Here is a 21,205-nt window from a genome sequence, read left to right as displayed (position 1 = left end):
CCTTTAGCTAAACGCCTTCATGCCGCAGGCGCATCCTGCCTGCGGCACCTTCTGCTTACGCCTCTTTGGTTTTCAGTGACGGCAGTTTTGACACCAGACGCAGCGACACGGTCAGACCTTCCAGCTGGTAGTGCGGACGCAGGAAGAATTTCGCGGCGTAGTAGCCAGGGTTGTCCTCGATCTCCTGCACCTGCACTTCGGCCGCCGCCAGCGGTTTACGCGCTTTGGTTTCCTGCGAGGAGTTGGCCGGGTCGCCGTCGACGTAGTTCATCACCCAGTCGTTCAGCCAGCGCTCCATTTCGTCGCGCTCGCGGAAGGAACCAATTTTGTCGCGCACAATGCACTTCAGGTAATGCGCAAAACGGCAGCAGGCGAAGAGATACGGCAGACGGGAAGCCAGACGCGCGTTGGCGGTGGCATCGGCATCGTGGTACTCGGTCGGTTTTTGCAGCGACTGCGCGCCGATAAAGGCGGCAAAGTCAGAGTTTTTACGGTGGATCAGCGGCATAAAGCCGTTTTTCGCCAGTTCCGCTTCACGGCGATCGCTGATGGCAATCTCGGTCGGGCACTTCATGTCCACGCCGCCATCGTCGCTCGGGAAGGTGTGGCACGGCAGATTTTCCACCGCCCCGCCGGATTCAACGCCGCGAATCGAGGTGCACCAGCCGTACTCTTTAAAGGAGCGGTTGATGTTGGTCGCCATCGCGTAAGCAGCGTTTGCCCAGGTGTAGTTGTTGTGGTTCGCGCCGTCGGTCTCTTCTTCAAAATCGAAGCTATCCACCGGGTTCGTGCGAATGCCGTACGGCAGACGGGAGAGGAAGCGCGGCATTACGAGGCCTAAGTAACGAGCATCTTCCGATTCACGCAGTGAACGCCAGGCGGCGTATTCGGTGTTCTGGAAGATTTTCGTCAGATCGCGCGGGTTCGCCAGCTCCTGCCAGGACTCCATCTGCATCACGCTTGGTGCGGTGCCGGTGATAAACGGACAGTGCGCCGCCGCGCCGATACGCGCCATCTCGCCGAGCAGCTCAACGTCCTGCGGGCTATGGTCGAAGTAGTAATCGCCCACCAGGCAGCCAAACGGTTCGCCGCCGAACTGACCGTACTCTTCTTCGTAGATTTTTTTAAAGATCGGGCTCTGATCCCAGCCGACGCCTTTAAAACGCTTCAGGTTACGGCCCAGTTCCTGCTTGGAGATGCTCATAAAGCGGATTTTCAGCATCTCATCTGTTTCAGTGTTATTCACCAGATGGCTGAGACCGCGCCAGGCGCTCTCCAGCTTCTGAAACTCTTCATGGTGGATAATCTGGTTAATCTGTTGTGACAGCTTCTCATCGATACCGGCAATCAGGTTCTGAATGGTGCGGTAGGTGTCGTTGGAGAAGGTCACGGTATTTTCCAGCGCCTGCTGCGCCAGCGTTTTCACCGCGCTTTCAACCGCGGAACGCGCCTGGTCGGTTTTCGGGCGGAACTCTTTGTTCAGCAGTGAGCTAAATTCATCCTGGCTGAAGGCCTGGGCGCCCTGCTGTTCATGTTGTTGCGAAGGATTGCTCATGGTTTACTCCTCTTTACCTTGCGCGTTCTCGTCGCTGTTCGGCAACTGGCTAAGGGATTTCAGCAGCGTCGGATCCTGCAACACTTTGGCGATCAGCTCTTCCGCGCCGTTTTTCCCGTCCATATAGGTCAGCAGGTTAGAAAGCTGCGTGCGGGCTTCCAGCAGTTTGTTCAGCGGCTCGACTTTGCGGGCGATGGCATCCGGCAGGAAGTCATCCATGCTGTCGAAGGTAAGATCGACGTTCAACCGGCCTTCGCCCGTCAGCGTGTTATCCACGTTGAAGGCGACGCGCGGTTTCAGCGCTTTCATACGCTCATCGAAGTTGTCGACATCGATCTCGAGGAATTTACGCTCCTCAATAGACGGTAAGTTCTCCACCGGTTTCCCGACCAGATCCGCCATAACGCCCATCACAAACGGAAGCTGGATTTTGCGCTCAGCGCCATAAACTTCCACGTCGTACTCAATCTGTACGCGCGGCGCGCGGTTGCGGGCGATAAATTTTTGACCACTGTTACTTATTGGCATGATGTTCTCCATCGAATATGCGCGGTGAAGGTTTGACGGCCGGCGACGCGCCTGCCGTCATAACACGGTACGCGTCACTCCTGACGCCCAAAGATGTTTTGCAACTGGCTTACGCCATCGGGCGCCAGATCGCGAATAATTTCCATAAAATCGAGTTCGATTAATCGCTGTACGCGATCGATCATCAGCGGTGCCGGGTGGCTCGGTTCATGCTGAGTAAAGTATTGCTTCACTTTCTCCAGCATCAACTGAGCGTCGGCGCGCGTCGTTACCTGCGCTGTGCGCCAGTCGGTGTGCGCTGCGAGCGGTGCGGCAACCGGCTGCGGCGCCGGGGCTTTTTGCTCCTCCCCTGCGGACGGTGCAGGCTGCTCATCGCCACGGGAAGCGCGGCTCGCTCCGGCAATCATGCTGACTGTTTTCAGTAACTGTTCCATTTCCGGCACCCCGCTTTCGCCCAGTTGTTCCAGCAGCCATGTACGGATGGTTTGCAGGCGCCCTTCAATCTGCCCGATAGCTTCAATACCGGGCTGACCGCCGCGTACCAGTTCATCAATCAAACGCACCCGACCGCCCGGGTAACCCGCGCATTCGGTTTTGCTGCCATCCAGCAGCGCCTGCGCATCGCGCACGTTCAGCTCGTCACCATTACTGCGTAACAGTATCGACTGGCGCAGCGTGGTGGTGAGCGCAGATTTGTCACTCAGCGCGGCCAGCGCATTAATGCGGTAGAAGGGATCGAATTCACCGCCATCGGTAAGCGACGGCCAAAGCTGATCCCAGTACAGCGCCAGCGCCTGGCCCAGCAGCAGCAAACCATCTGCATAGCCTTCCAGCCCACGGCGACGCGTCCATGCGTGGGTCAGCGCCAGCATAACGCGAATATCTTTCGTGCGTTCCAGCAGCGAGGTGGCCAGTTTTTCCACGCGGTTCCAGTCGGCGGGTTCGGCAGGAATGATCGTGCTGCCGAACTGCTGCTCGGCTTTACCGAGGCTGGCCTGTTCCATCGCCTGGAAGTCGGCGTCATACTCCAGATTTTCGCCGCACGGCTGCTCCGGCGTGACCGGAGCCAGTAAAGAGTCAATCGTCATCCGCAACCTGCTTATTCAAACATCGGTGGGTAAAGACCGTGGCGACCGGGTCTTGCTCCCCCCGCCGGGTCAAACAGCAGCGTAAAGAGCTGCCCGGTAAAATTGCCGCTATGTACGTGTGTATAAAGCGGATAGCCGTCGCTGCGGTTAGTCCACCAGAAACTGATCTGGCGCAACGGGTCAAAACATTCGGCGGCCTGATTCCAGCCAATGGTCGATTCACCGTCGCCTTCATAACCGATTACGTCAAGAATTTCCGAGCGCGACTCCGGCGCAACCAGTTGCACGGGCGGAATCGACAGCAGTGCCTGGTCGAGCTGTTCCGGCGAGTAGCCATTGCGGATAGCGTGCAGCAGCGTGCGGCCCAGTTGCTGATACCAGTCACCTGCCTGCGCCAGATGGCGCGGCGTCCACTCCAGCGGGTTAATCGCCATCAGCGCGCAAATCGGATACTGGCGCCCGACGCTGTCGCGCCCCGGCAGCAGACACCCCATCTGCACTTGCTGCCCGCCAAGCATAGGCGGGACAACAAAATTCCACACCGGCGCATTGCCGAACTGGCGATCGCTGGCGCGCTGCTCTTCTTTTTGCCAGTTCATCAACCCCACCTGGAACCAGTGGGACCACTGCCGTTGCAGCGCATCGGGAAAGCGGCGCTGTAAAAAATCACCGGCACTCGGCAGTTTTCCGTACCAGCTAATTGCTGAAGTCATCGTCATTGGCGTTCCTTTGCAGTTCAAGGACATGCGAAACGGGGAAGCTGGAACGGGTTGCGGATGCTGTTAGGCGCAAACTCCAGCGTCACCTGATGCCCGTCAACGGTGAATGTCGCCTGGCGGCTAAGGCTACTACTGCCGGGGCTGACGCGGGCTTTATCGAAAAAGCGATTCAGTGCCCACGCGCCGTTGGTAACCAGCGTCGCGGTTGTGCCGCTGGCCAGACCGAGTTGCATCCGCACCTGGTTGGTTCCGCCCGATCCCGGCCAGTTAACGATTTGTACCGCCTGCGGCCCGTGGCTGTAACGCAGAATTTGCCCGTCCACATCCAGCGTCATGGTCAGGATGGTGTTATCCATACGCACCGTGCGCACGGTGGTGCGAAACGACGGCGTGGTGCTGCCATTGGCAAAGAAAGCATCGCGGATAGACTGCGCCTGCTGGAACGGCACCAGCACACCTTCGCTGCCCGGCAGCGTTTTGCCGTCGATACCCGGCATAAAGCGCCAGGTGGACTGCGTGGTATCGACTTTATTCGTCAGGTTATCGCGAAAGAAGGTATCCATCAGACCGGTGCCCGGCGCGAACATCCGCGCCAGATCGTCCGGCGTCACTTCACTGCTGGCTGAGCGCACCAGCGGATAACGCCCGGCAATGGCCTGACGGCAGAAGCTGCCCACTTCAACGCTGATACGCTTGCGAACATTTTCCAGATCCCGGCGCTGTGTATCGCTGCTGGCACCTACGGCCATGTTGCTGAACATCGTTTGCAGGCCGCCAGGCAGACGTCCGGCGCTGGCCTGTAAACGGCTGATTGCTTCACCACCCGGCGGGGGCATCCCGCTGTTGGCAGCATCCTGAACGGCGGTCAGATAGCGGTACAGCTCATCAACCTGCTTAAGAAAATCATCAAAAACGATGGTTTTCCCGCCCTTTTCCAGTGGCTGCGCCAGTTCGATAATCGGCGCAAAGTGTTCGGTTACACGCTGTTCCGGTGTCTGGCTGGCTGCGGCATTGGTGGTTTCTGCTGCGCCATCGTGGTTGCTGAACAGGGTTTCCAGCATCTGCGTACCACGGTTAGTGCTGCCGGCACTTTTCGCTTTTTCAGCCTCTTCCGGCTCATCCCGCGTCAGTTTCAGTTGCTGGCTCAGGTTGAGCACCAGCCGACGCAGCGGTGAGTTATTGCCGGAAAGCAAACGCGCCGTATTGATGCGCTGATTCAGATCGGCGCTGTTATTCAACTGAATGTCGCTTAAGAAGCTGTCCCACAGGGCGATAAAGTCGCGGGCGTAGAGCTGGCGCACCGCGTTATCCGTCTGCTGTTTGTCTTCCGACTGCGTGGTCGCGCCCAGTACCCAGCTATCATCTTCATGCAGGGAAGCGGTTACCGGTGCGATCTTTGCGTTGAAGGTATTCCAGTAGCCGTCCGGCGTGTACAGCCCCGGCAGCCCTTCACTCACTGGCTTGCCGCTTTTGCGCGAAAAGACCAGCTCGCTTTGCGGTCCGCCCAGTGAAGCCAGCGAAACCGGCTTCAGATTGTCATCATGTTCCAGCAGACGTTTCAGACGGCCATAAACGCGCGTGGAGAGCGGTTGCTGATTAATCATTGCCTGCTCACGGCTGATTAACGCCTCATCTTTAGCGTACGGCGACGACTGAATTTGCGGCTCCAGCAGTTGCGTCAGATGCCATTCAAGCTGGCGGATCTGCGCTTTGGTGACGTTCTGTGGCAGATTGCGTTCCAGATTGAGCATCACCCATGAGTGCAGGAATTTGCCGTCGTAATGTTTCGGCTGATAGAGCATCTGGTAGGCTTTCAGCGCTTCGTAGCTATATTCCACATCGCTGCCGTTATCGTTGCGCAGCCAGGTGGTAATGCGCATCGCCACTTCCGGTAACAGCATCTGTTGCAGTGCTTTCTGGTACAGCGTCTGTGAGGCGTCAGCCACATCATTACCACGATACAATCCCATGCGGCGGGTGATCGGCGGGTTGTTGATGTCGAAAGCGTCGCTCTGCGGCAGCGCGGAAAGCCCGTTCAGCAGCGGCAGCATGGCAAACAGATCGCCCTGCTGGCGGCTACGCAGCGCTTTGATCTCCTGATCCAGCGCCGGCACTTTGGCCTGCACTTCATCAAGGTAATCTTTGTTATTGCCGTAGCTGGTCAGCCACAAGGCGCTGATAACAATCAGCAGCGCCAGCAACGCCGCATAACCAGACCAGATCACTGCCCGGCTGCGGAGTTCCCACCAGCGGTTTTGCCCGGCAATACCCGCTTCCTGGAAGATGACGTTTTGCAGCACATGCTTGATAAAGAAGCTCTGCCCTTTTCCGCCCGGTACTGGCTCCTCTTTACTCACCGAATCCCAGTTATCCCCGGCTTTCCCCTGCGGCAGCGAGAGCGCCCGGCTGAGTTCGCCCATTACGCGGTCGAAAGGCAGACCCTCCTGTGTACCGCTGGCAAAGTAGATACCGCGCGGCGAGAATTCGGTTTCGAAGTTAGAACGGGCAAACAATGTGTTCAGGTAGTCAGACAGCAGCGGGCGAAGTGCGGCGAATTCCTGCGGAAACAGGAAACATTCCGCGCGCGCCTGTGCATCGCTTTCCCGCAATAGCGTATCCGGCAGCGCCGCATCCAGCCGCTGCTGTAACAGAGCAAATTCCTGCAGAAAACTGCCCTGCAAGTCGAAATCCGCAAGCCTGGCTTTTTCCCACGGGAAGGTGAAACCCCAGATCTGATCGCGCTGCGCTTTATCAAAACTGGCAAAATAGGCGCGAAAACCTTTCAGCAAATCGGCTTTGGTGACCAGCACGTAAACCGGGAAACGAATGCCCAACTGCTCATGCAACTCGGTCAGGCGCTGGCGCAGATTAAGCGCCTGCTCGCGGGAGGCTTCGGCGGATTGCGTCAGCAGATCGGCAATGCTGATCGTTACAATCACGCCGTTAATCGGCTGGCGACGGCGGTATTTTTGCAGCAGACCGAGGAATTTCGCCCATTCGCTGGCGTCCTGGACCTGCTCGCTCTCCTGCGTGGTGTAACGACCGGCGGTATCCAGCAGCACCGCTTCGTTGGTGAACCACCAGTCGCAGTTGCGCGTTCCGCCGATGCCGCGCAGCGCGGTTTTACCAAAACGATCCGCCAGCGGGAATTGCAGGCCGGAGTTCACCAGCGCAGTGGTTTTCCCGGAACCTGGCGCACCAATGATCACGTACCACGGTAACTGATACAGATACTGGGTGCTGAAGCGCTGCGTCCACAGTCCGCGCTGGCCCGGCTGGTTAAAATGGGCTTTTTTCAGTACCTGTGCGGCCTCTTCAAAGCGCTCATTGAGTATCTGATCTTCACTGTTCAGGCGTTTGCGCTCGACCGGATCTTTGGCCTCTTCGCTTTTCAGGTTGTCCATCAGCTTGCGGTTGAGCCAGGCATTATAGAGGCGCGGCACAATGTGGCTGTGAACCCAAATCAGGTACATCACCGCAATAGTGATCATGCGGTTTTGCTCTGACTCAAGCGGGCGGGAGTCGACGACGGAGAGCAGCGGGCCGATCATCCAGATCACGGCAGCCAGCCCCGTCACGCCAAGGAAACCCCACAAAATGCGGTTGGTCAGCAATGAAAGCAACATATTCATCCTTTAGTTTCCTTGCGGCAGTCCGTTCAGCTCGGCGGCCGTATTTTCCGGCGACACCAGCAAAGTAATCTCTACGCGGCGGTTGCGGGCGCGGTTTTCCGGCGTGTTGTTCGGCGCGATCGGGTTCATCTCCCCTCGCCCTTCCGCTTTCACGCGTTCCGGCTGCGACAGGTGTTTTTGCAGCAGCGACTGCACCGAGCGCGCACGCTCCAGAGAGAGCTCATAGTTAGAGGCGAATCGCGCGCTGCGGATCGGCACGTTATCGCTAAAGCCGACCACCAAAATGCGGCCGCTGACATTGTTCATCGCCTGGGCGACGCGGTCGATCACCGGTTCATAGCTGTCTCGCGCCACCGTCGAACCGGAAGCAAACAGCCCATCGCCTTTTAAGGTCACCACGCTGCGATCGGCTTCATCGCGCACCGCCACCAGCCCTTGTTGAATTTCCGGGCGCAGGAAGGCGCGCAGATTAAGCACTGGCGGCGCACTCGCCGCGGGTTGGGCAATGGTCGCTTCCGGCAGTTGCGTCTGATAGATTTTCGCCAGCACCGGGCTGGTGTTATCGCCAAGCCGCCAGTTGAGCACGATATAGAACAGGCAGGCGAGGAAGCCCGCCAGCCCGACACAGGCCCATAATGGGATCACCGGACGCCAGAGTTTACGCATCACCGGTTGATCTTCCGGGTGCGGCGAAAGCGGCGGCGGATAGTTACCACGCACGCCACGGATCATTTGCCACAGGCGCTGCTTGATGGTTTCCAGCTGCGTGCGGCCGTTGTCCATCACCCGGTAGCGGCCTTCAAAGCCAAGCAGCAGGCAGAAGTTGATCAGCTCCAGCAAGGCGATGTGCTCGCGCGGGTTTTGCGACAACCGTGCCAATAGCTGGAAGAACTTCTCCCCGCCCCAGGTTTCGTTGTGGAATGTCACCAGCAGGCCGCTGCCGGACCAGACACCACGGCTGCCCCACGGCGTCAGCGCTGCGGCTTCATCCAGCGCGGTACAGAGGCAGTAGCGCGCGCCCACGATCACCTCGTAGGCCAGCCCGGATTGCTGGCAGCGCACTTCAAAACGGCGGATCTCATCAATTAAATGCTGACGCAAACCGCTTTGATCGTCATGGGAGACCGAATAGCGGATTTGCGGTATCGCATTAAGTAGCGGGTTTGCCGCTGCGACCAAAGGATTGTTACCACTGGCTCCTGCCAGAGCGGCATCACTGCCGGCGGCGTTTTGTTCCTGCATATTGTGCGCTCGCTCTCTTATTCAGTCGGGCTTCGGATGGCCCAAAACTCCATATCAAGACCCGGGAATTCGCCCGCCAGATGCAGTGCGAAAGCCCCCGATTTCTCCATTTCGTTCCAGAGTTCGCCGCCTTTTTCCAGCTCGAAATAGTTGTAACCGGCATGCCACGGAATTTGCGGCGGCGCGACCGGCATGGCGCGTAGCATCATGCCGGGCAACTGGAGCTGTACCAGATCGCGGATTTTGGTGACCGGGGCGACTTTCATCTGCGCCGGGAAATGGGTTTGCAGGATTTCGCCCGGCACGTTGGCCTTGACCGCCAGCACAAAGCCGAACTCCCGCGCCATGCTGGTATTCGGCAGCGTGGCGACATTCAGGCCGTGAGTGCGTTCAGTGAGCGGAAGCTGGATAGCGTGCTCCTCCATCACCAGCGACAGCCCCTGGCGCAGCATCAATTGCAGCTTGCTGAAGCAGCCCGCGAGATCGTCATGGTCATAAACCGGCAGCGTCTCTTCCGGCGAACGTGCTGCAGTCCAGGTCGTCAGCTCCGTGGCGAACGCCAGCCAGCTACGCCACAGCTCTTCCGGGTGGATCATCGGCAGCGTTTTCAGATGCGCCACCTCACCAACGTGGTGATTGATCAACGCCAGCAGCGTGAACTCCACCATTTCCGAGGTATTAAAACGCCCCGGCTGGCGCAGGCGCTGACCGATTTGCTGGCTGCGCTGCAGCAGCAAACTTTGCAGATCGTTGAGCGCGCCATACAGCAGCGGATTATTGATGGCGTTGAGTACCGGCGGGATATAACGTGTATCGAGGCGAACGTGATTATCGTTACGCTTCTCCAGCACGTGGACCACGCCAATAGCCGTCCATTCGGCGCTCAGATCTTTTTCCAGCATCAGTTTCAGACGCAAACGACCAAACTGCACGGCAGCCGGTCCGACGGACATGGCGTTGTCATCATCCACTTCGCTTTCCCAGGTGACGTAACGCGCCAGCGAATCTTTCTCTTCGCTGAAAATGACTTCATCCCGTCCGCCGCGCCGCGCCGGTAACGCCAGCACCACGCGCTCATTACTGGTGTTGTCCGGGATAGCCAGCGGCGCAGGCGCCTGGCGTGCATCGTGGAAAGAGAAAAAAGTGCCGTCCGGCAGCAAACCACTGGCAGAGCTCAGGGCGATACAGCCCTGACGCAACATCGCGTCATCCAGTTCAAGATCCAGGTAGCCCCAAAGGTACGGGCGTTGCAGTGTCCCCCACTCACGAATGTGATGTTGCAGGTAACTTTCCGCACGCTGAAAATGATGAGGACGCAGAAACATACCTTCGGTCCATATGACCTTTTCTGCTTTATTCATACTGTTTTCCTGTTTAGGCTGGCGCTATTTGGAAATGACGCGAATTCCGTTGATGTCGAGGAAAAGATTCGCTTCCAGTTCGTCCGCAGAGGATTTCCAGAATTCGTAGAAGTGGCTCTCGCCCTGCACCGGAAGCGGCAGGGAGATACGCCATTTCTTGCCATCCAGTGCCTGATATTCCGCGATCACGCCAATGTAACGCGCCTCCGGCGCGCTTTTGCCACTCAGCGTTTTCGACAACTGACCGGGCATCAGGAAAAATTCATCACTGTTGAGCAGGTTGGCACCCAGCACGCTGTCAGCGTTATTTTGCAGCGACCAGAAATCGGCAGACATAAACGTGGCGTCCGATTTCAACAGCAGAACCCTGACTTTAAGAGGAGCGGACTCATTGATTTGCGGATGAGCCCTGAACTGAAGGTTATAGCTGGTAGGTACGCTGTGTGAAGAAGATCCACAACCGCTGGCCAGGGTGGCCAGCACAAAGAAAAACACCAGACAGAACTGGCGCACAACAGCATTATTATTCATATCTGGCACTCGTCACGGCTGGATTAATCGATGATCCAGGTTCCTGAGTTAGCGTTTTTGCAGGCTTTGCCGCTGCCGTCTACCGTCACGCAAGTCTGTTTTTTCGGCGCGACTCTGCGACGACGATCTTCACGCAGCGTTTTGTCATACAGCTCGCTTTTCACCACGGCGCGCATCGGCACATAGCCAATCAGCTCTTCCTTCCCTTCATCGGCCAGCGCCATCCAGAAGTGCTCAACCTGTCCCAGCACAACATAAGTTTTACCGGCTTCAAGCTGGCGGATCACTTTGCCGCCGAAATCCGGTTTGCTCATAACGGAAGCCGGATAAAGCGCGCGATAGTTTTGGTTAATGGGATTAAATTCGGTTGGAGCAAGCACTGCATAACGGTGAGTTAAGGTAACGCCATTCACTTCACTGGTAACAATGGTGTCGTCGCCTGGAGCCGGTTTCGGTGGCGCTTTACACCCACTAACGCCAAAGACAAAAAGAAGAGCCAAGACCATTCGCATGTTCATAGAGTTTTTTCCATTGCAAATATATTACTGTGTTGACCTGGAGCGTTTCGGAAAGTAGCAGTTAAATCGCTCTAAATAACCTCATCCTTTTCCATCTAAACGCCGTGATAATGAATAAAAGGCATAGCTACCGCACGAGCCTGCACAAAGCAAGGCTGCAATATTATTACTTTTTATTGACTATCGTGACACAATTTTACAGATCGGACTATTCAATTCAATATGATCTCCGACCTGTTGAAATAGGATTATTTAATTTTTTTGCAAATTAGGACAATTCTCAAGAAAAAATTTCACTTGAGGAAAGAAATATTAAAGACAGCAAATCATCGCGCCAGCTTATTAAAGTAAAAACTCCTAACCCGCTGAAATTAAATAGATAATACCTATCGCTCCTTTCTTAGCATATACTCAGAATTATGTGATAAGAGTAATCCTAAAAACATAAATATAAGAATAAATACTACAATATCTGGTAGTGCTAATTCCATATTAAATGCATGGTTTAAGCGCTTTTACACCCTATTTCGGATTCTTTTGTCAGTATTGGAGAAATATATTGAGCAAAGTATGGCTATTTGCCGAAAGCACATAGTCACGCAGAGAACTATTTCATAGCGGTATTGCAAATTGTGGCAAGCGAAAACATTCTTCGCATGAAATGGTTTAGTGATACTTAATCACTTTGAACTCACATTAAATGAAACCATTCAGCTATGCTGACCTGCCGCAATATTGTCCATTTTTTACTCCGCTGCATATTTGATGGCTAAAATAATCACGCCGCCTTGATCAACTCTCGTCACACTTTTGCGCAAAAAAACCGCATTTTTGTCGTAACCAGGCGGGGAAATAGTCTGGAATCGCGCAAAATGCCAAACGGAGCACGCGATTTATCTGATATTCGACTAAGGTTTGCTCAAGATTGATGTCAGCGGTGCCGTGAAGCGCCAGCTCAAGGAGAATGATTGATGATAAAACCTGTTATGCGCCAGCCGCGTTCGCTGTTGCTGGCAATGCACGTCGTTTTGGGTGGAGCATTACTTGCTGTTGTTCCCCATGCACTATCCGCAGATGCTCCGAATGCGCAGCAATCACCGGATATCCTGCTCGGCCCGCTGTTTAATGATGTGCAAAGCGCCAAACTTTTTCCCGATCAAAAAACCTTTGCCGATGCCGTCCCCAAAGGCGATCCGCTGATGATCCTCGCGGATTACCGGATGCAGCGTAATCAAACCAGTTTCGATTTGCGCCACTTCGTCGATGTTAACTTTACCTTACCGAAAGAGGGCGAGGCCTATGTTCCGCCTGAAGGACAGAGCCTGCGCGAGCATATTGACGGCCTGTGGCCCGTGTTGACACGCACAACGGATAGCGCCGGTAAATGGGATTCCCTGCTGCCGCTGCCAAAACCCTATGTCGTGCCTGGCGGTCGTTTCCGCGAAGTCTATTACTGGGACAGCTACTTCACGATGCTGGGCCTCGCCGAAAGCGGACACTGGGACAAGATCAACGATATGGTGACCAACTTCGCGCACGAAATTGATACCTGGGGACATATTCCCAACGGCAACCGCACCTACTATCTGAGCCGTTCGCAGCCGCCGTTTTTCGCCTTGATGGTTGAACTATTGGCCACCCATGATGGTGATGAGGCGCTGAAAACCTGGCTGCCGCAGATGGAAAAAGAGTATCGCTACTGGATGGAAGGCGTCGATAGCCTGCAACCGGGCCAGGCGAGCCAGCGCGTGGTGAAACTGAATGACGGAACCGTGTTAAACCGCTACTGGGACGACCGCGATACGCCGCGTCCGGAATCGTGGCTTGATGATGTCACGACGGCGAAAAATAACCCTAACCGCCCTGCCACGGAGATCTATCGCGATTTGCGTTCCGCTGCCGCTTCGGGCTGGGATTTCAGTTCGCGCTGGATGGATAACCCGCAACAGCTCGGTACTATTCGCACCACCAGCATTGTCCCCGTGGATCTGAACGCGTTGATGTTCAAAATGGAAAAAATGCTTGCCCGTGGCTATCAGGTTTCCGGCGATGCCGCAAAGGCCACCCAGTATGAAGCTCTTGCCACCGCGCGGCAGAAAGGCATTGAAGCCAATCTGTGGAACGAAAAAGAGGGCTGGTACGCGGATTACGATCTGAAAACCCATAAGGTCAGAAACCAGCTCACCGCAGCGGCGCTCTTCCCGCTGTTTGTCAACGCGGCGGCGAAGGATCGTGCGGATAAAGTGGCTGCCGCCACGCAGGCGCGGCTACTGAAACCCGGCGGCATCACTACCACCACCGTGAATAGCGGACAACAGTGGGATGCGCCTAACGGCTGGGCACCGCTGCAATGGGTTGCCGCCGAGGGGCTGCAAAATTACCAGCAGCAGAAACTTTCGCAGGAGGTGAGCTGGCGCTTCCTGACCAATGTTCAGCACACCTACGACCGCGAGAAAAAACTGGTGGAAAAATATGATGTCAGCACCACCGGTACGGGCGGCGGTGGCGGCGAGTATCCGCTGCAGGACGGCTTTGGCTGGACTAACGGCGTCACGCTGAAAATGCTGGATCTGGTGTGCCCGAAAGAGAAACCCTGCGACAACGTGCCACAAACGCAACCAGTGGCCACCGCAAAACAACCTGCGCCTGCCGAACAAAAAGCCGCGCAGTAAACATGAAAAAGGCCGCAGCGATTGCGGCCTTTTTACTGAAGCGGAAGTGTTAATCTCTGCGCAACAGCCTGAATACCGCCAGCACGACGATAGCGCCAACGACCGCAACAAGGAAGCTGTGCAGATTAAAGCCGGTAATATCACCGCCAAAACCAAACGTTGTCGCCAGCCAGCCCCCAACAACCGCCCCCACAATCCCCAGAATACAAGTCAGAATAAATCCGCCACCATCCCGTCCGGGCATGATTAATTTAGCAATAATGCCAGCTATCAAACCAAAAAGGATCCACGCAAGAATGCCCATTTTACTTTCTCCTTCTGCTTGTTTCGTTTACACGCACGCACCACAACGGCGGCGCATTAGCTACAGTATAGTTGTCGGCGACAAAACTTTTTCATCTCACAGACTTAATCCCCTCTTCCGGGAAAATTTTTCGCAGTATTTGTATTAAGTTATCTCTGAAATTGCCGATAACCCAACGACGGTGTGTCAGTCATCAAGGAGCCATTCGGCGTGAGCAACTACAGTGAGCAGTTCCTGAAACAAAATCCTCTGGCCGTACTGGGTGTTTTGCGCGATCTGCAAAAAAGCCAGGTGCCTGTCTGCATTACCTGGGGCAGCGGTCAGTTCATCAGTAAGATACTGGAAGTCAATCCGGAAGAGCTGGTGATGGATTTTGGTAGCCAGGAGTATGAGAACAACGCAGTGCAGCGTGCCGGGAAAGTGACAATTACCGCAGAAACACAAGGCGCCAAAGTTGAATTTACACTGCCCGGGCTTGCCGCTGGTGATTACCAGGCGCTGCCGGCATTTATTTCCGCGCTGCCGGATTCGCTGTGGTTTATTCAGCGCCGAGAATATTTCCGTATCAGCGCCCCGCTCCATCCGGCTTATTTTTGTAAAGCGTTGATGCCGGACAAAAGCGAGATCCGCTTTCGCCTGTTCGACCTCTCATTAGGCGGGATGGGCGCCCTGCTGGATGGCGAATTACCCCCGGCACTGCAACCGGGCATGCGCTTTTCGCATGTGGAACTGGACATGGCGTCCTGGGGGCAATTTTATTTTGACGCACAGCTGATTGCGATTGGCGAGCGCAAAGTGGTGGACGGGAAAAACAGCACCATCGTTACGCCACGCCTGAGCTTCCGCTTTCTGAATGTCAGCCCCGGCGTTGAGCGCGAGCTCCAGCGCATTATCTTCGCCCTGGAGCGCGAGGCGCGCGAACGCGCCAACCGGGTGCGCTGATTACATCGCATCCATCGCTTTTTGTACTTTCCAGATATAGCGCGGCGCTTGTGGCGCGGGGTGTTTCTCCGCCACGTGTTTCAGAAAAGCGTCAGCGCTCAAATCATTGATCTCGTCAATCGCTTCGCCGCGATCCGATGAGAACGTGCGCAGCAATGCTCCGGCACCGTTAACATAGGAAACGACCAGCGCGTACTGCATCACCCGCTGGTCGCGGATCCCCGCCAGCGGCCCATGTTCGAGAATGCTTAAATAAGCTGCGCCCATAGAAATATTGCGTTCGGGATTTTTCAGTTCGCTACTGGAGGGTTGACCGCTCCAGCCCATATAACGGTAGACTTCACGTCCGGCGGTTGACGCTTTCAGTTGCATCAGCCCTACCGCATTGGATTTACTCACCAGGTTCGGGTTTCCTCCGGATTCCACGGCAATCATCGCCGTCAGCAGCCGCGGGCTGACACCCCACGCCGCGCCCGCCTTCTCGGTGATCGGCATCCATTGCATCGCCCGTTTCACCGGCACTTCCGGATTCCAGTCCGGCTGGCGGTAATCCTGTCTTGAACTACATCCGGCCAAAAGTACCACTAAAAAAGCAAACCATCTTAATTTCACGCCAACAAATCCTTCTTCGGGGGCTCATCACTGCGGATGACAACGATACAGGTTAGCGGCATGATAACTGTTTCCCTATAGATGTCAGCAAGGAAATGCCATGTCCACCATCCATTTGATTGCCCCTTCCGGTTATTGCATTAATCAGCACGCGGCGGCACTTGCCGCCGAACGTCTGACGCAGCAGGGGCATCACATTACCAATCCATCCGTCATCACCCGGCGCAGCGAGCGGTTTGCCGGCAGCGATAAAGAGCGCCTGGCCGACATCAACGCGCTGGCAACCCTGGCGGGCAACAATACGATTGTGATGGCGGTGCGCGGCGGCTATGGTGCCAGCCGTTTGCTGGCTGATATTGACTGGCAGGGCATCGCGGCGCGTCAGCAACAGCAACCGCTGCTGATTTGCGGCCACAGTGATTTTACGGCGATCCAGCTTGGCCTGCTGGCAACCGGCAACGTCATTACCTTTAGCGGGCCGATGCTGGCGGGTAATTTCGGCGCAGACACGCTGGACGCCTTCACGCAGGAGCACTTCTGGCGCGCGTTGACCAGCCCGACCTTCAGCATCGAGTGGAACGGCATTGGCCCGCAGTGCCATGTTGAAGGCACGCTATGGGGCGGGAATCTGGCGATGCTGACTTCACTTATCGGCACGCCGTGGTTACCGTCAATACCGGGCGGTATTCTGGTGGTGGAAGATATTAATGAACATCCTTATCGCGTTGAACGTATGCTTTTGCAACTGCTACACGCCGGGATTCTGGCGCAGCAACAGGCACTCATTCTCGGGAGTTTCTCCCACGCCCAACCTAACGATTACGATGCGGGCTACAATCTTACAAAGATGGTGGATTACCTGCGTTCGCAACTGACTATCCCGGTCATTAGCGGGCTGGCCTTCGGTCATGAACCGCAAACGGTCACCCTGCCGTTAGGCGCGTTTGCCCAACTGCAACATACTGATAAAACACTATTGACGCTGACCGGTCATCCTGTGATCTCCGGGTAAAAAAAGTGCTTAATGTTCTTATTAAGACACTGTTTCTGCCGTTATTATGAAGTGAAGTTACCAACCCCGGGTTTCTGGCCCGGGTGATTCCCACTGGCGAGGATTAAGGAGAAGCACCACATTGGACGCTGAGGCGATAATTAGTCTGTTTATTCTGGGTTCTGTTCTTGTAACCTGTAGCATCTTATTGAGTTCTTTCTCTTCCCGCCTTGGTATTCCTATCCTGGTCATTTTCCTGGTCATCGGTATGTTAGCCGGCATTGACGGTATCGGCGGGATCCCGTTCGATAACTACCCGCTGGCTTATATGGTCAGTAACCTCGCGCTGGCGATTATTTTGCTGGATGGCGGTATGCGAACCCGCGCCAGCTCCTTTCGCGTCGCACTCGGCCCCGCGCTTTCGCTCGCCACTGTCGGTGTGCTGGTCACCTCCAGTCTTACCGGCATGATGGCCGCGTGGTTGTTCAAGCTCAACCTGATGGAAGGGCTGCTGATTGGCGCGATTGTCGGTTCCACCGATGCAGCAGCGGTGTTCTCGCTACTGGGAGGCAAAGGGCTGAACGAGCGCGTCGGCTCCACGCTGGAGATCGAGTCGGGCAGTAACGATCCGATGGCGGTCTTCCTGACCATCACGCTGATTGAGATGATCCAGAAGCACAAAGCCGATCTCGATGTGATGTTCCTGGTGCATATCGTGCAGGAGTTTGGTCTCGGCATTCTGCTGGGCGGCGCGGGCGGCTACCTGCTGCAACAGATGATCAACCGTATCGCCCTGCCGCCGGGTCTCTACCCGCTGCTGGCGCTCAGCGGCGGTATTCTGGTTTTTGCCCTGACGACGGCCCTGCACGGCAGCGGTATTCTGGCCGTTTATTTATGTGGTTTTGTGCTGGGCAACCGGCCGATCCGCAACCGTTACGGGATTTTGCAAAACTTCGATGGGCTGGCCTGGCTGGCGCAAATCGCCATGTTCCTCGTGCTGGGTCTGCTGGTCACGCCGTCCGATCTGCTGCCAATTGCCGTCTCTGCCCTGATCCTCTCCGCATGGATGATTTTTATCGCCCGTCCGTTGTCGGTGTTTGCCAGCCTGCTGCCGTTCCGCGGTTTCAATCTGCGTGAGCGCGTGTTTATCAGTTGGGTGGGGCTACGCGGCGCTGTGCCGATTATTCTCGCAACCTTCCCGATGATGGCCGGGCTGGATAATGCGCGGCTGTTCTTTAACGTTGCCTTCTTCGTGGTGCTGATCTCACTGCTATTCCAGGGGACTTCGCTCACCTGGGCGGCGAAAAAAGCCAAAGTGGTGGTGCCGCCGGTCGGCTGGCCTGTTTCTCGCGTGGGGCTGGACATTCACCCGGATAATCCCTTCGAGCAGTTCGTCTATCAACTTAGCGCCGATAAATGGTGCGTGGGCGCGGCGCTGCGTGATTTGCACATGCCGGAAGAGACGCGCATTGCGGCGCTGTTTCGCGGTAATAGTCTGTTGCATCCGACCGGCAGCACCCGGTTGCGGGAAGGCGATGTGCTGTGCGTTATTGGTCGCGAGCGCGATCTCCCGGCGCTCGGCAAGCTGTTTAGTCAGTCGCCGCCGGTGGCGCTGGATCAGCGTTTCTTTGGCGATTTTATCCTCGAAGCCGATGCCAAATTCGCCGACGTGGCACTGATTTACGGTCTGGAGGAAGGGCTTGAGCACCGCGATAACCAGCAGACGCTGGGCGATATTGTTCAGCAGTTGTTGGGGGCAGCACCGGTGGTGGGTGACCAGGTTGAGTTTGCCGGAATGATCTGGACGGTGGCCGAAAAAGCCGACAACGCGGTGTCAAAAGTGGGCGTCAGAGTGGCAGAAGACGAGGCGGAATAACCGCCTCGCAGTAAGTTACACCGTCACAACAGGCACGCGCGGCGCCAGTGCGCACATCAGTTCGTACCCAACCGTGCCTGCCGCCGCAGCGACTTCATCGATTTTTATCTCCTTGCCCCACAGTTCGACCGGCGTACCGATACCGGCCTGCGGGCAAGGTGTTAAATCAACCGTAAGCATATCCATCGAAATTGCGCCGACCGTTGCGGTGCGGATCCCATCGACCAGTACCGGCGTGCCGGAAGGTGCAATGCGCGGATAGCCATCGGCATAACCGCAGGCCACCACACCGATACGCTGCTCTTCGCTGGCACGATAGCGGCAACCATAACCGACCGTTTCGCCCGCTTTTAACGTTTGCACCGCGATAATTTCGCTGCTGAGCGTCATCACCGGCCGAATACCGCTGTTGGCGACATCCTGCCATTGACCGGAAGGCGATGCGCCATACAGCACAATACCCGGACGCACCCAGTCGAAATGCGCTTCAGGATGCCATAACGTCGCCGCAGAGTTGGATAACGATCGCGGCGCATCCAGCCCTTCCGCCGCCTGCGTAATACGCGCCATCGGCCCGGCGATGCCATCCGGGCGTTCCGCTTCGGCAAAGTGCGACATCAGGGTAATGCTGCTTACGTTGTTAATCGCCCGCAGTTGCTGCCACACGGTATGCACGCGATCCGGCATAAAGCCAAGGCGATTCATGCCGCTGTTAATCTTCAGATAGATATCCAGCGGCGCTTGCAGTTGCGCATTTTGTAGCGCCTTAATCTGCCAGTTGCTGTGCAGGCTGGTGGTCAGCCGGTATTTATCGAATAGCGGTAACTCATCGGCGTGAAAAAAACCTTCCAGCATCAGAATCGGCCCTTTCCAGCCGCGTTCACGCAATAAAATGGCCTCTTCGAGGTTCAGCATCGCAAAACCATCGGTGCTGGCAAGCGAACGCCAGACACGATCGATACCGTGACCGTATGCATTCGCCTTAACCACTGACCAGACCTTCGCTGTTGGCGCAGCCCGACGCACGACCTGTAAGTTATTGCCTAACGCTTGTAAGTCCAGCGAGGCCAGAATCGGACGAGACATCATTTTTCCTTATATTTATCAGTTATGAACGCCATGCAGATGCTGTGCGCGAGCCGGAGTAAAGCCAGGTAAATAGCGGGCGACGGAGAGATCGTCAGCCGCAATAGCGGGCGTTTTGCCGGACATTAAATCACTGAGCAACTGACCGGAACCGCAGGCCATCGTCCAGCCCAGCGTACCGTGACCGGTGTTGAGCCACAGATTTTTATACGGCGTACGGCCAACAACTGGCGTACCGTCCGGCGTCATCGGACGCAGGCCGGTCCAGAATGTCGCTTCTTCAACGCGACCACCGCGCGGGAAGAGATCGCGTACCACCATTTCCAGCGTTTCGCGGCGCGGTTGCAGCAGCTCGGTGTTGAACCCGACAATTTCCGCCATGCCGCCGACACGAATGCGCTTATCAAACCGCGTAATGGCGATTTTGTAGGTTTCGTCGAGGATGGTGGAAACCGGCGCGCCGTCTTCCTGCGCAACAGGGATCGTCAGCGAGTAACCTTTCAGCGGGTATACCGGAATATCAACAATGCCTTTCAGCAGCCCGGTTGACCAGGAGCCGAAGGCCATCACATACGCATCGGCCTTTACTACCTCTTCGCCGCACTTCACACCATAGATGTTTTCACCTTCATACAGCAGACGATCCACTGGAGTATTGAAGCGAAAAACCACCCCGGCCTGCTCAGCCATGCTGGCAAGTTGCTGAGTAAAAAGCTGGCAGTCGCCGGTTTCATCATTTGGCAAACGCAGGCCGCCGGTTAATTTGTGCGCCACTTCCGCCAGCGCAGGCTCAACCTCAGCCAGTCGTGCGGATTCCAGCAACTGGTAAGGAACACCTGCATCCTGCAATACGGCAATGTCGCGGGTGGCGTTTTCATACTGGGCGGCGGTGCGGAAAAGCTGCAAGGTGCCGCCCTGCCGGCCTTCATACTGAATACCGGTGGTTTCACGGAGCAGTTTCAGGCAGTCGCGGCTGTACTCTGCCAGCCGCACCATACGCCCTTTGTTCTCTGCATAGTGCCGGGCGTCGCAGTTGCGCAGCATCTGCCACATCCATTTCAGCTGTGATGAGGTGCCGTCAAGGCTGATAGCAAGCGGTGCATGGCGCTGGAACATCCATTTGATGGCCTTCAGCGGCACACCCGGCGCGGCCCAGGGCGCGGCATAACCGGGGGAAATCTGCCCGGCATTACCGGCGCTGGTTTCCTGTGCCGGACCCGGCTGGCGGTCAATCACCGTGACATCATGACCCGCCTGACGCAAATACCAGGCACTGGCGACGCCCACAACGCCGCTTCCCAATACAACAACTCGCATATCCCTCTCCTGTGAGTAAAGCACGATCGTCTAATTACAAATTGATAACCCAGATGAAAATATTATTCAACATATGGCTTTTTTATGGTGACACTCCTCACAGCTTCGCCGTATCACAAGGCCTGCGATTATTTAGCATCTCCTGCTGCGCGACATTTCGCCGCAGTATAAAATTTTGCAAAACCGACTATTAATACCGGTATCAGGTTCAAAATTCGCGAACAAAAAAGT

General features: G+C 56.0%; 17 protein-coding genes. 4 read left to right on the top strand and 13 right to left on the bottom strand.

Annotated features, from left to right (window positions below; all coding sequences use genetic code 11):
- Positions 1-55: 55 nt before the first annotated feature.
- The 9 genes from tssC to AWR26_RS10880 all read right to left on the bottom strand — a co-directional run bounded on the left by tssC (position 56) and on the right by AWR26_RS10880 (position 11,174).
- Positions 56-1,555 carry a type VI secretion system contractile sheath large subunit gene (gene tssC / locus AWR26_RS10920; RefSeq protein WP_007371676.1) on the bottom strand — a complete coding sequence of 500 codons (1,500 nt, stop codon included), beginning with the start codon at positions 1,553-1,555 and terminating at the stop codon, positions 56-58.
- Between the two features lie 3 nt (positions 1,556-1,558).
- On the bottom strand, positions 1,559-2,083 hold the full coding sequence (gene tssB / locus AWR26_RS10915) for a type VI secretion system contractile sheath small subunit (protein WP_007371675.1): 525 nt from the start codon (positions 2,081-2,083) through the stop codon (positions 1,559-1,561).
- A gap of 74 nt (positions 2,084-2,157) precedes the next feature.
- Positions 2,158-3,171: a type VI secretion system protein TssA gene (gene tssA, locus AWR26_RS10910; protein WP_064565759.1), complete on the bottom strand. Its 1,014-nt coding sequence runs from the start codon at positions 3,169-3,171 to the stop codon at positions 2,158-2,160.
- Between the two features lie 11 nt (positions 3,172-3,182).
- Complete coding sequence (gene tagF, locus AWR26_RS10905) at positions 3,183-3,890, bottom strand: type VI secretion system-associated protein TagF (RefSeq protein ID WP_007371673.1); 708 nt, start codon at positions 3,888-3,890, stop codon at positions 3,183-3,185.
- Positions 3,891-3,907: 17 nt separating this feature from the next.
- Positions 3,908-7,522: a type VI secretion system membrane subunit TssM gene (gene tssM, locus AWR26_RS10900; RefSeq protein WP_064565757.1), complete on the bottom strand. Its 3,615-nt coding sequence runs from the start codon at positions 7,520-7,522 to the stop codon at positions 3,908-3,910.
- 3 nt (positions 7,523-7,525) lie between these two features.
- Positions 7,526-8,764, bottom strand: coding sequence for a DotU family type VI secretion system protein (locus AWR26_RS10895; protein WP_064565755.1), 1,239 nt, complete (start codon positions 8,762-8,764; stop codon positions 7,526-7,528).
- Positions 8,765-8,781: 17 nt separating this feature from the next.
- The gene (gene tssK / locus AWR26_RS10890; protein ID WP_064565753.1) at positions 8,782-10,125 is read right to left on the bottom strand and encodes a type VI secretion system baseplate subunit TssK; all 1,344 of its coding nucleotides are present in this window, start codon (positions 10,123-10,125) and stop codon (positions 8,782-8,784) included.
- Positions 10,126-10,149: 24 nt separating this feature from the next.
- Entirely contained in the window at positions 10,150-10,656 is a 507-nt protein-coding gene (gene tssJ / locus AWR26_RS10885; protein WP_007371669.1) for a type VI secretion system lipoprotein TssJ, read from the bottom strand.
- 23 nt (positions 10,657-10,679) lie between these two features.
- Positions 10,680-11,174 carry a hypothetical protein gene (locus AWR26_RS10880; RefSeq protein WP_064565751.1) on the bottom strand — a complete coding sequence of 165 codons (495 nt, stop codon included), beginning with the start codon at positions 11,172-11,174 and terminating at the stop codon, positions 10,680-10,682.
- A gap of 971 nt (positions 11,175-12,145) precedes the next feature.
- Between AWR26_RS10880 and AWR26_RS10875 the strand changes: the two genes are divergently transcribed.
- On the top strand, positions 12,146-13,846 hold the full coding sequence (locus tag AWR26_RS10875; RefSeq protein ID WP_064565749.1) for an alpha,alpha-trehalase: 1,701 nt from the start codon (positions 12,146-12,148) through the stop codon (positions 13,844-13,846).
- A 49-nt stretch (positions 13,847-13,895) separates the two neighbouring features.
- On the opposite strand, the gene AWR26_RS10870 is transcribed toward AWR26_RS10875, so the two are convergent.
- The gene (locus tag AWR26_RS10870; RefSeq protein ID WP_007371666.1) at positions 13,896-14,150 is read right to left on the bottom strand and encodes a GlsB/YeaQ/YmgE family stress response membrane protein; all 255 of its coding nucleotides are present in this window, start codon (positions 14,148-14,150) and stop codon (positions 13,896-13,898) included.
- 210 nt (positions 14,151-14,360) lie between these two features.
- Between AWR26_RS10870 and ycgR the strand changes: the two genes are divergently transcribed.
- Positions 14,361-15,092, top strand: a complete 732-nt coding sequence (gene ycgR / locus AWR26_RS10865; RefSeq protein WP_064565747.1) for a flagellar brake protein YcgR — start codon at positions 14,361-14,363, stop codon at positions 15,090-15,092.
- Here ycgR and emtA read toward each other — a convergent pair whose 3' ends face one another.
- Positions 15,093-15,704, bottom strand: coding sequence for a membrane-bound lytic murein transglycosylase EmtA (emtA, locus tag AWR26_RS10860; protein ID WP_064565745.1), 612 nt, complete (start codon positions 15,702-15,704; stop codon positions 15,093-15,095). It lies immediately after the preceding gene.
- A 100-nt stretch (positions 15,705-15,804) separates the two neighbouring features.
- Between emtA and ldcA the strand changes: the two genes are divergently transcribed.
- Both ldcA and AWR26_RS10850 read left to right on the top strand, forming a co-directional pair.
- Positions 15,805-16,716 (top strand): muramoyltetrapeptide carboxypeptidase, encoded by a 912-nt coding sequence (ldcA, locus tag AWR26_RS10855; RefSeq protein WP_064565742.1) that lies wholly within the window; start codon positions 15,805-15,807, stop codon positions 16,714-16,716.
- A gap of 121 nt (positions 16,717-16,837) precedes the next feature.
- Positions 16,838-18,571 (top strand): potassium/proton antiporter, encoded by a 1,734-nt coding sequence (locus AWR26_RS10850; protein WP_064565740.1) that lies wholly within the window; start codon positions 16,838-16,840, stop codon positions 18,569-18,571.
- Positions 18,572-18,586: 15 nt separating this feature from the next.
- On the opposite strand, the gene dadX is transcribed toward AWR26_RS10850, so the two are convergent.
- Both dadX and AWR26_RS10840 read right to left on the bottom strand, forming a co-directional pair.
- Positions 18,587-19,657 (bottom strand): catabolic alanine racemase DadX, encoded by a 1,071-nt coding sequence (gene dadX, locus AWR26_RS10845; protein ID WP_064565738.1) that lies wholly within the window; start codon positions 19,655-19,657, stop codon positions 18,587-18,589.
- A gap of 18 nt (positions 19,658-19,675) precedes the next feature.
- A complete protein-coding gene (locus AWR26_RS10840; protein ID WP_064565736.1) occupies positions 19,676-20,974 on the bottom strand; it encodes a D-amino acid dehydrogenase in 1,299 nt (432 codons plus the stop codon).
- Positions 20,975-21,205 lie beyond the last annotated feature (231 nt).

Origin of the sequence: Kosakonia oryzae, assembly GCF_001658025.2 — a bacterium.
GTDB classification, from domain to species: Bacteria; Pseudomonadota; Gammaproteobacteria; order Enterobacterales; family Enterobacteriaceae; genus Kosakonia; species Kosakonia oryzae.
The sequence above is the reverse complement of the archived record's forward strand: the minus strand, read 5'-3'. Positions and strand labels throughout refer to the sequence as shown.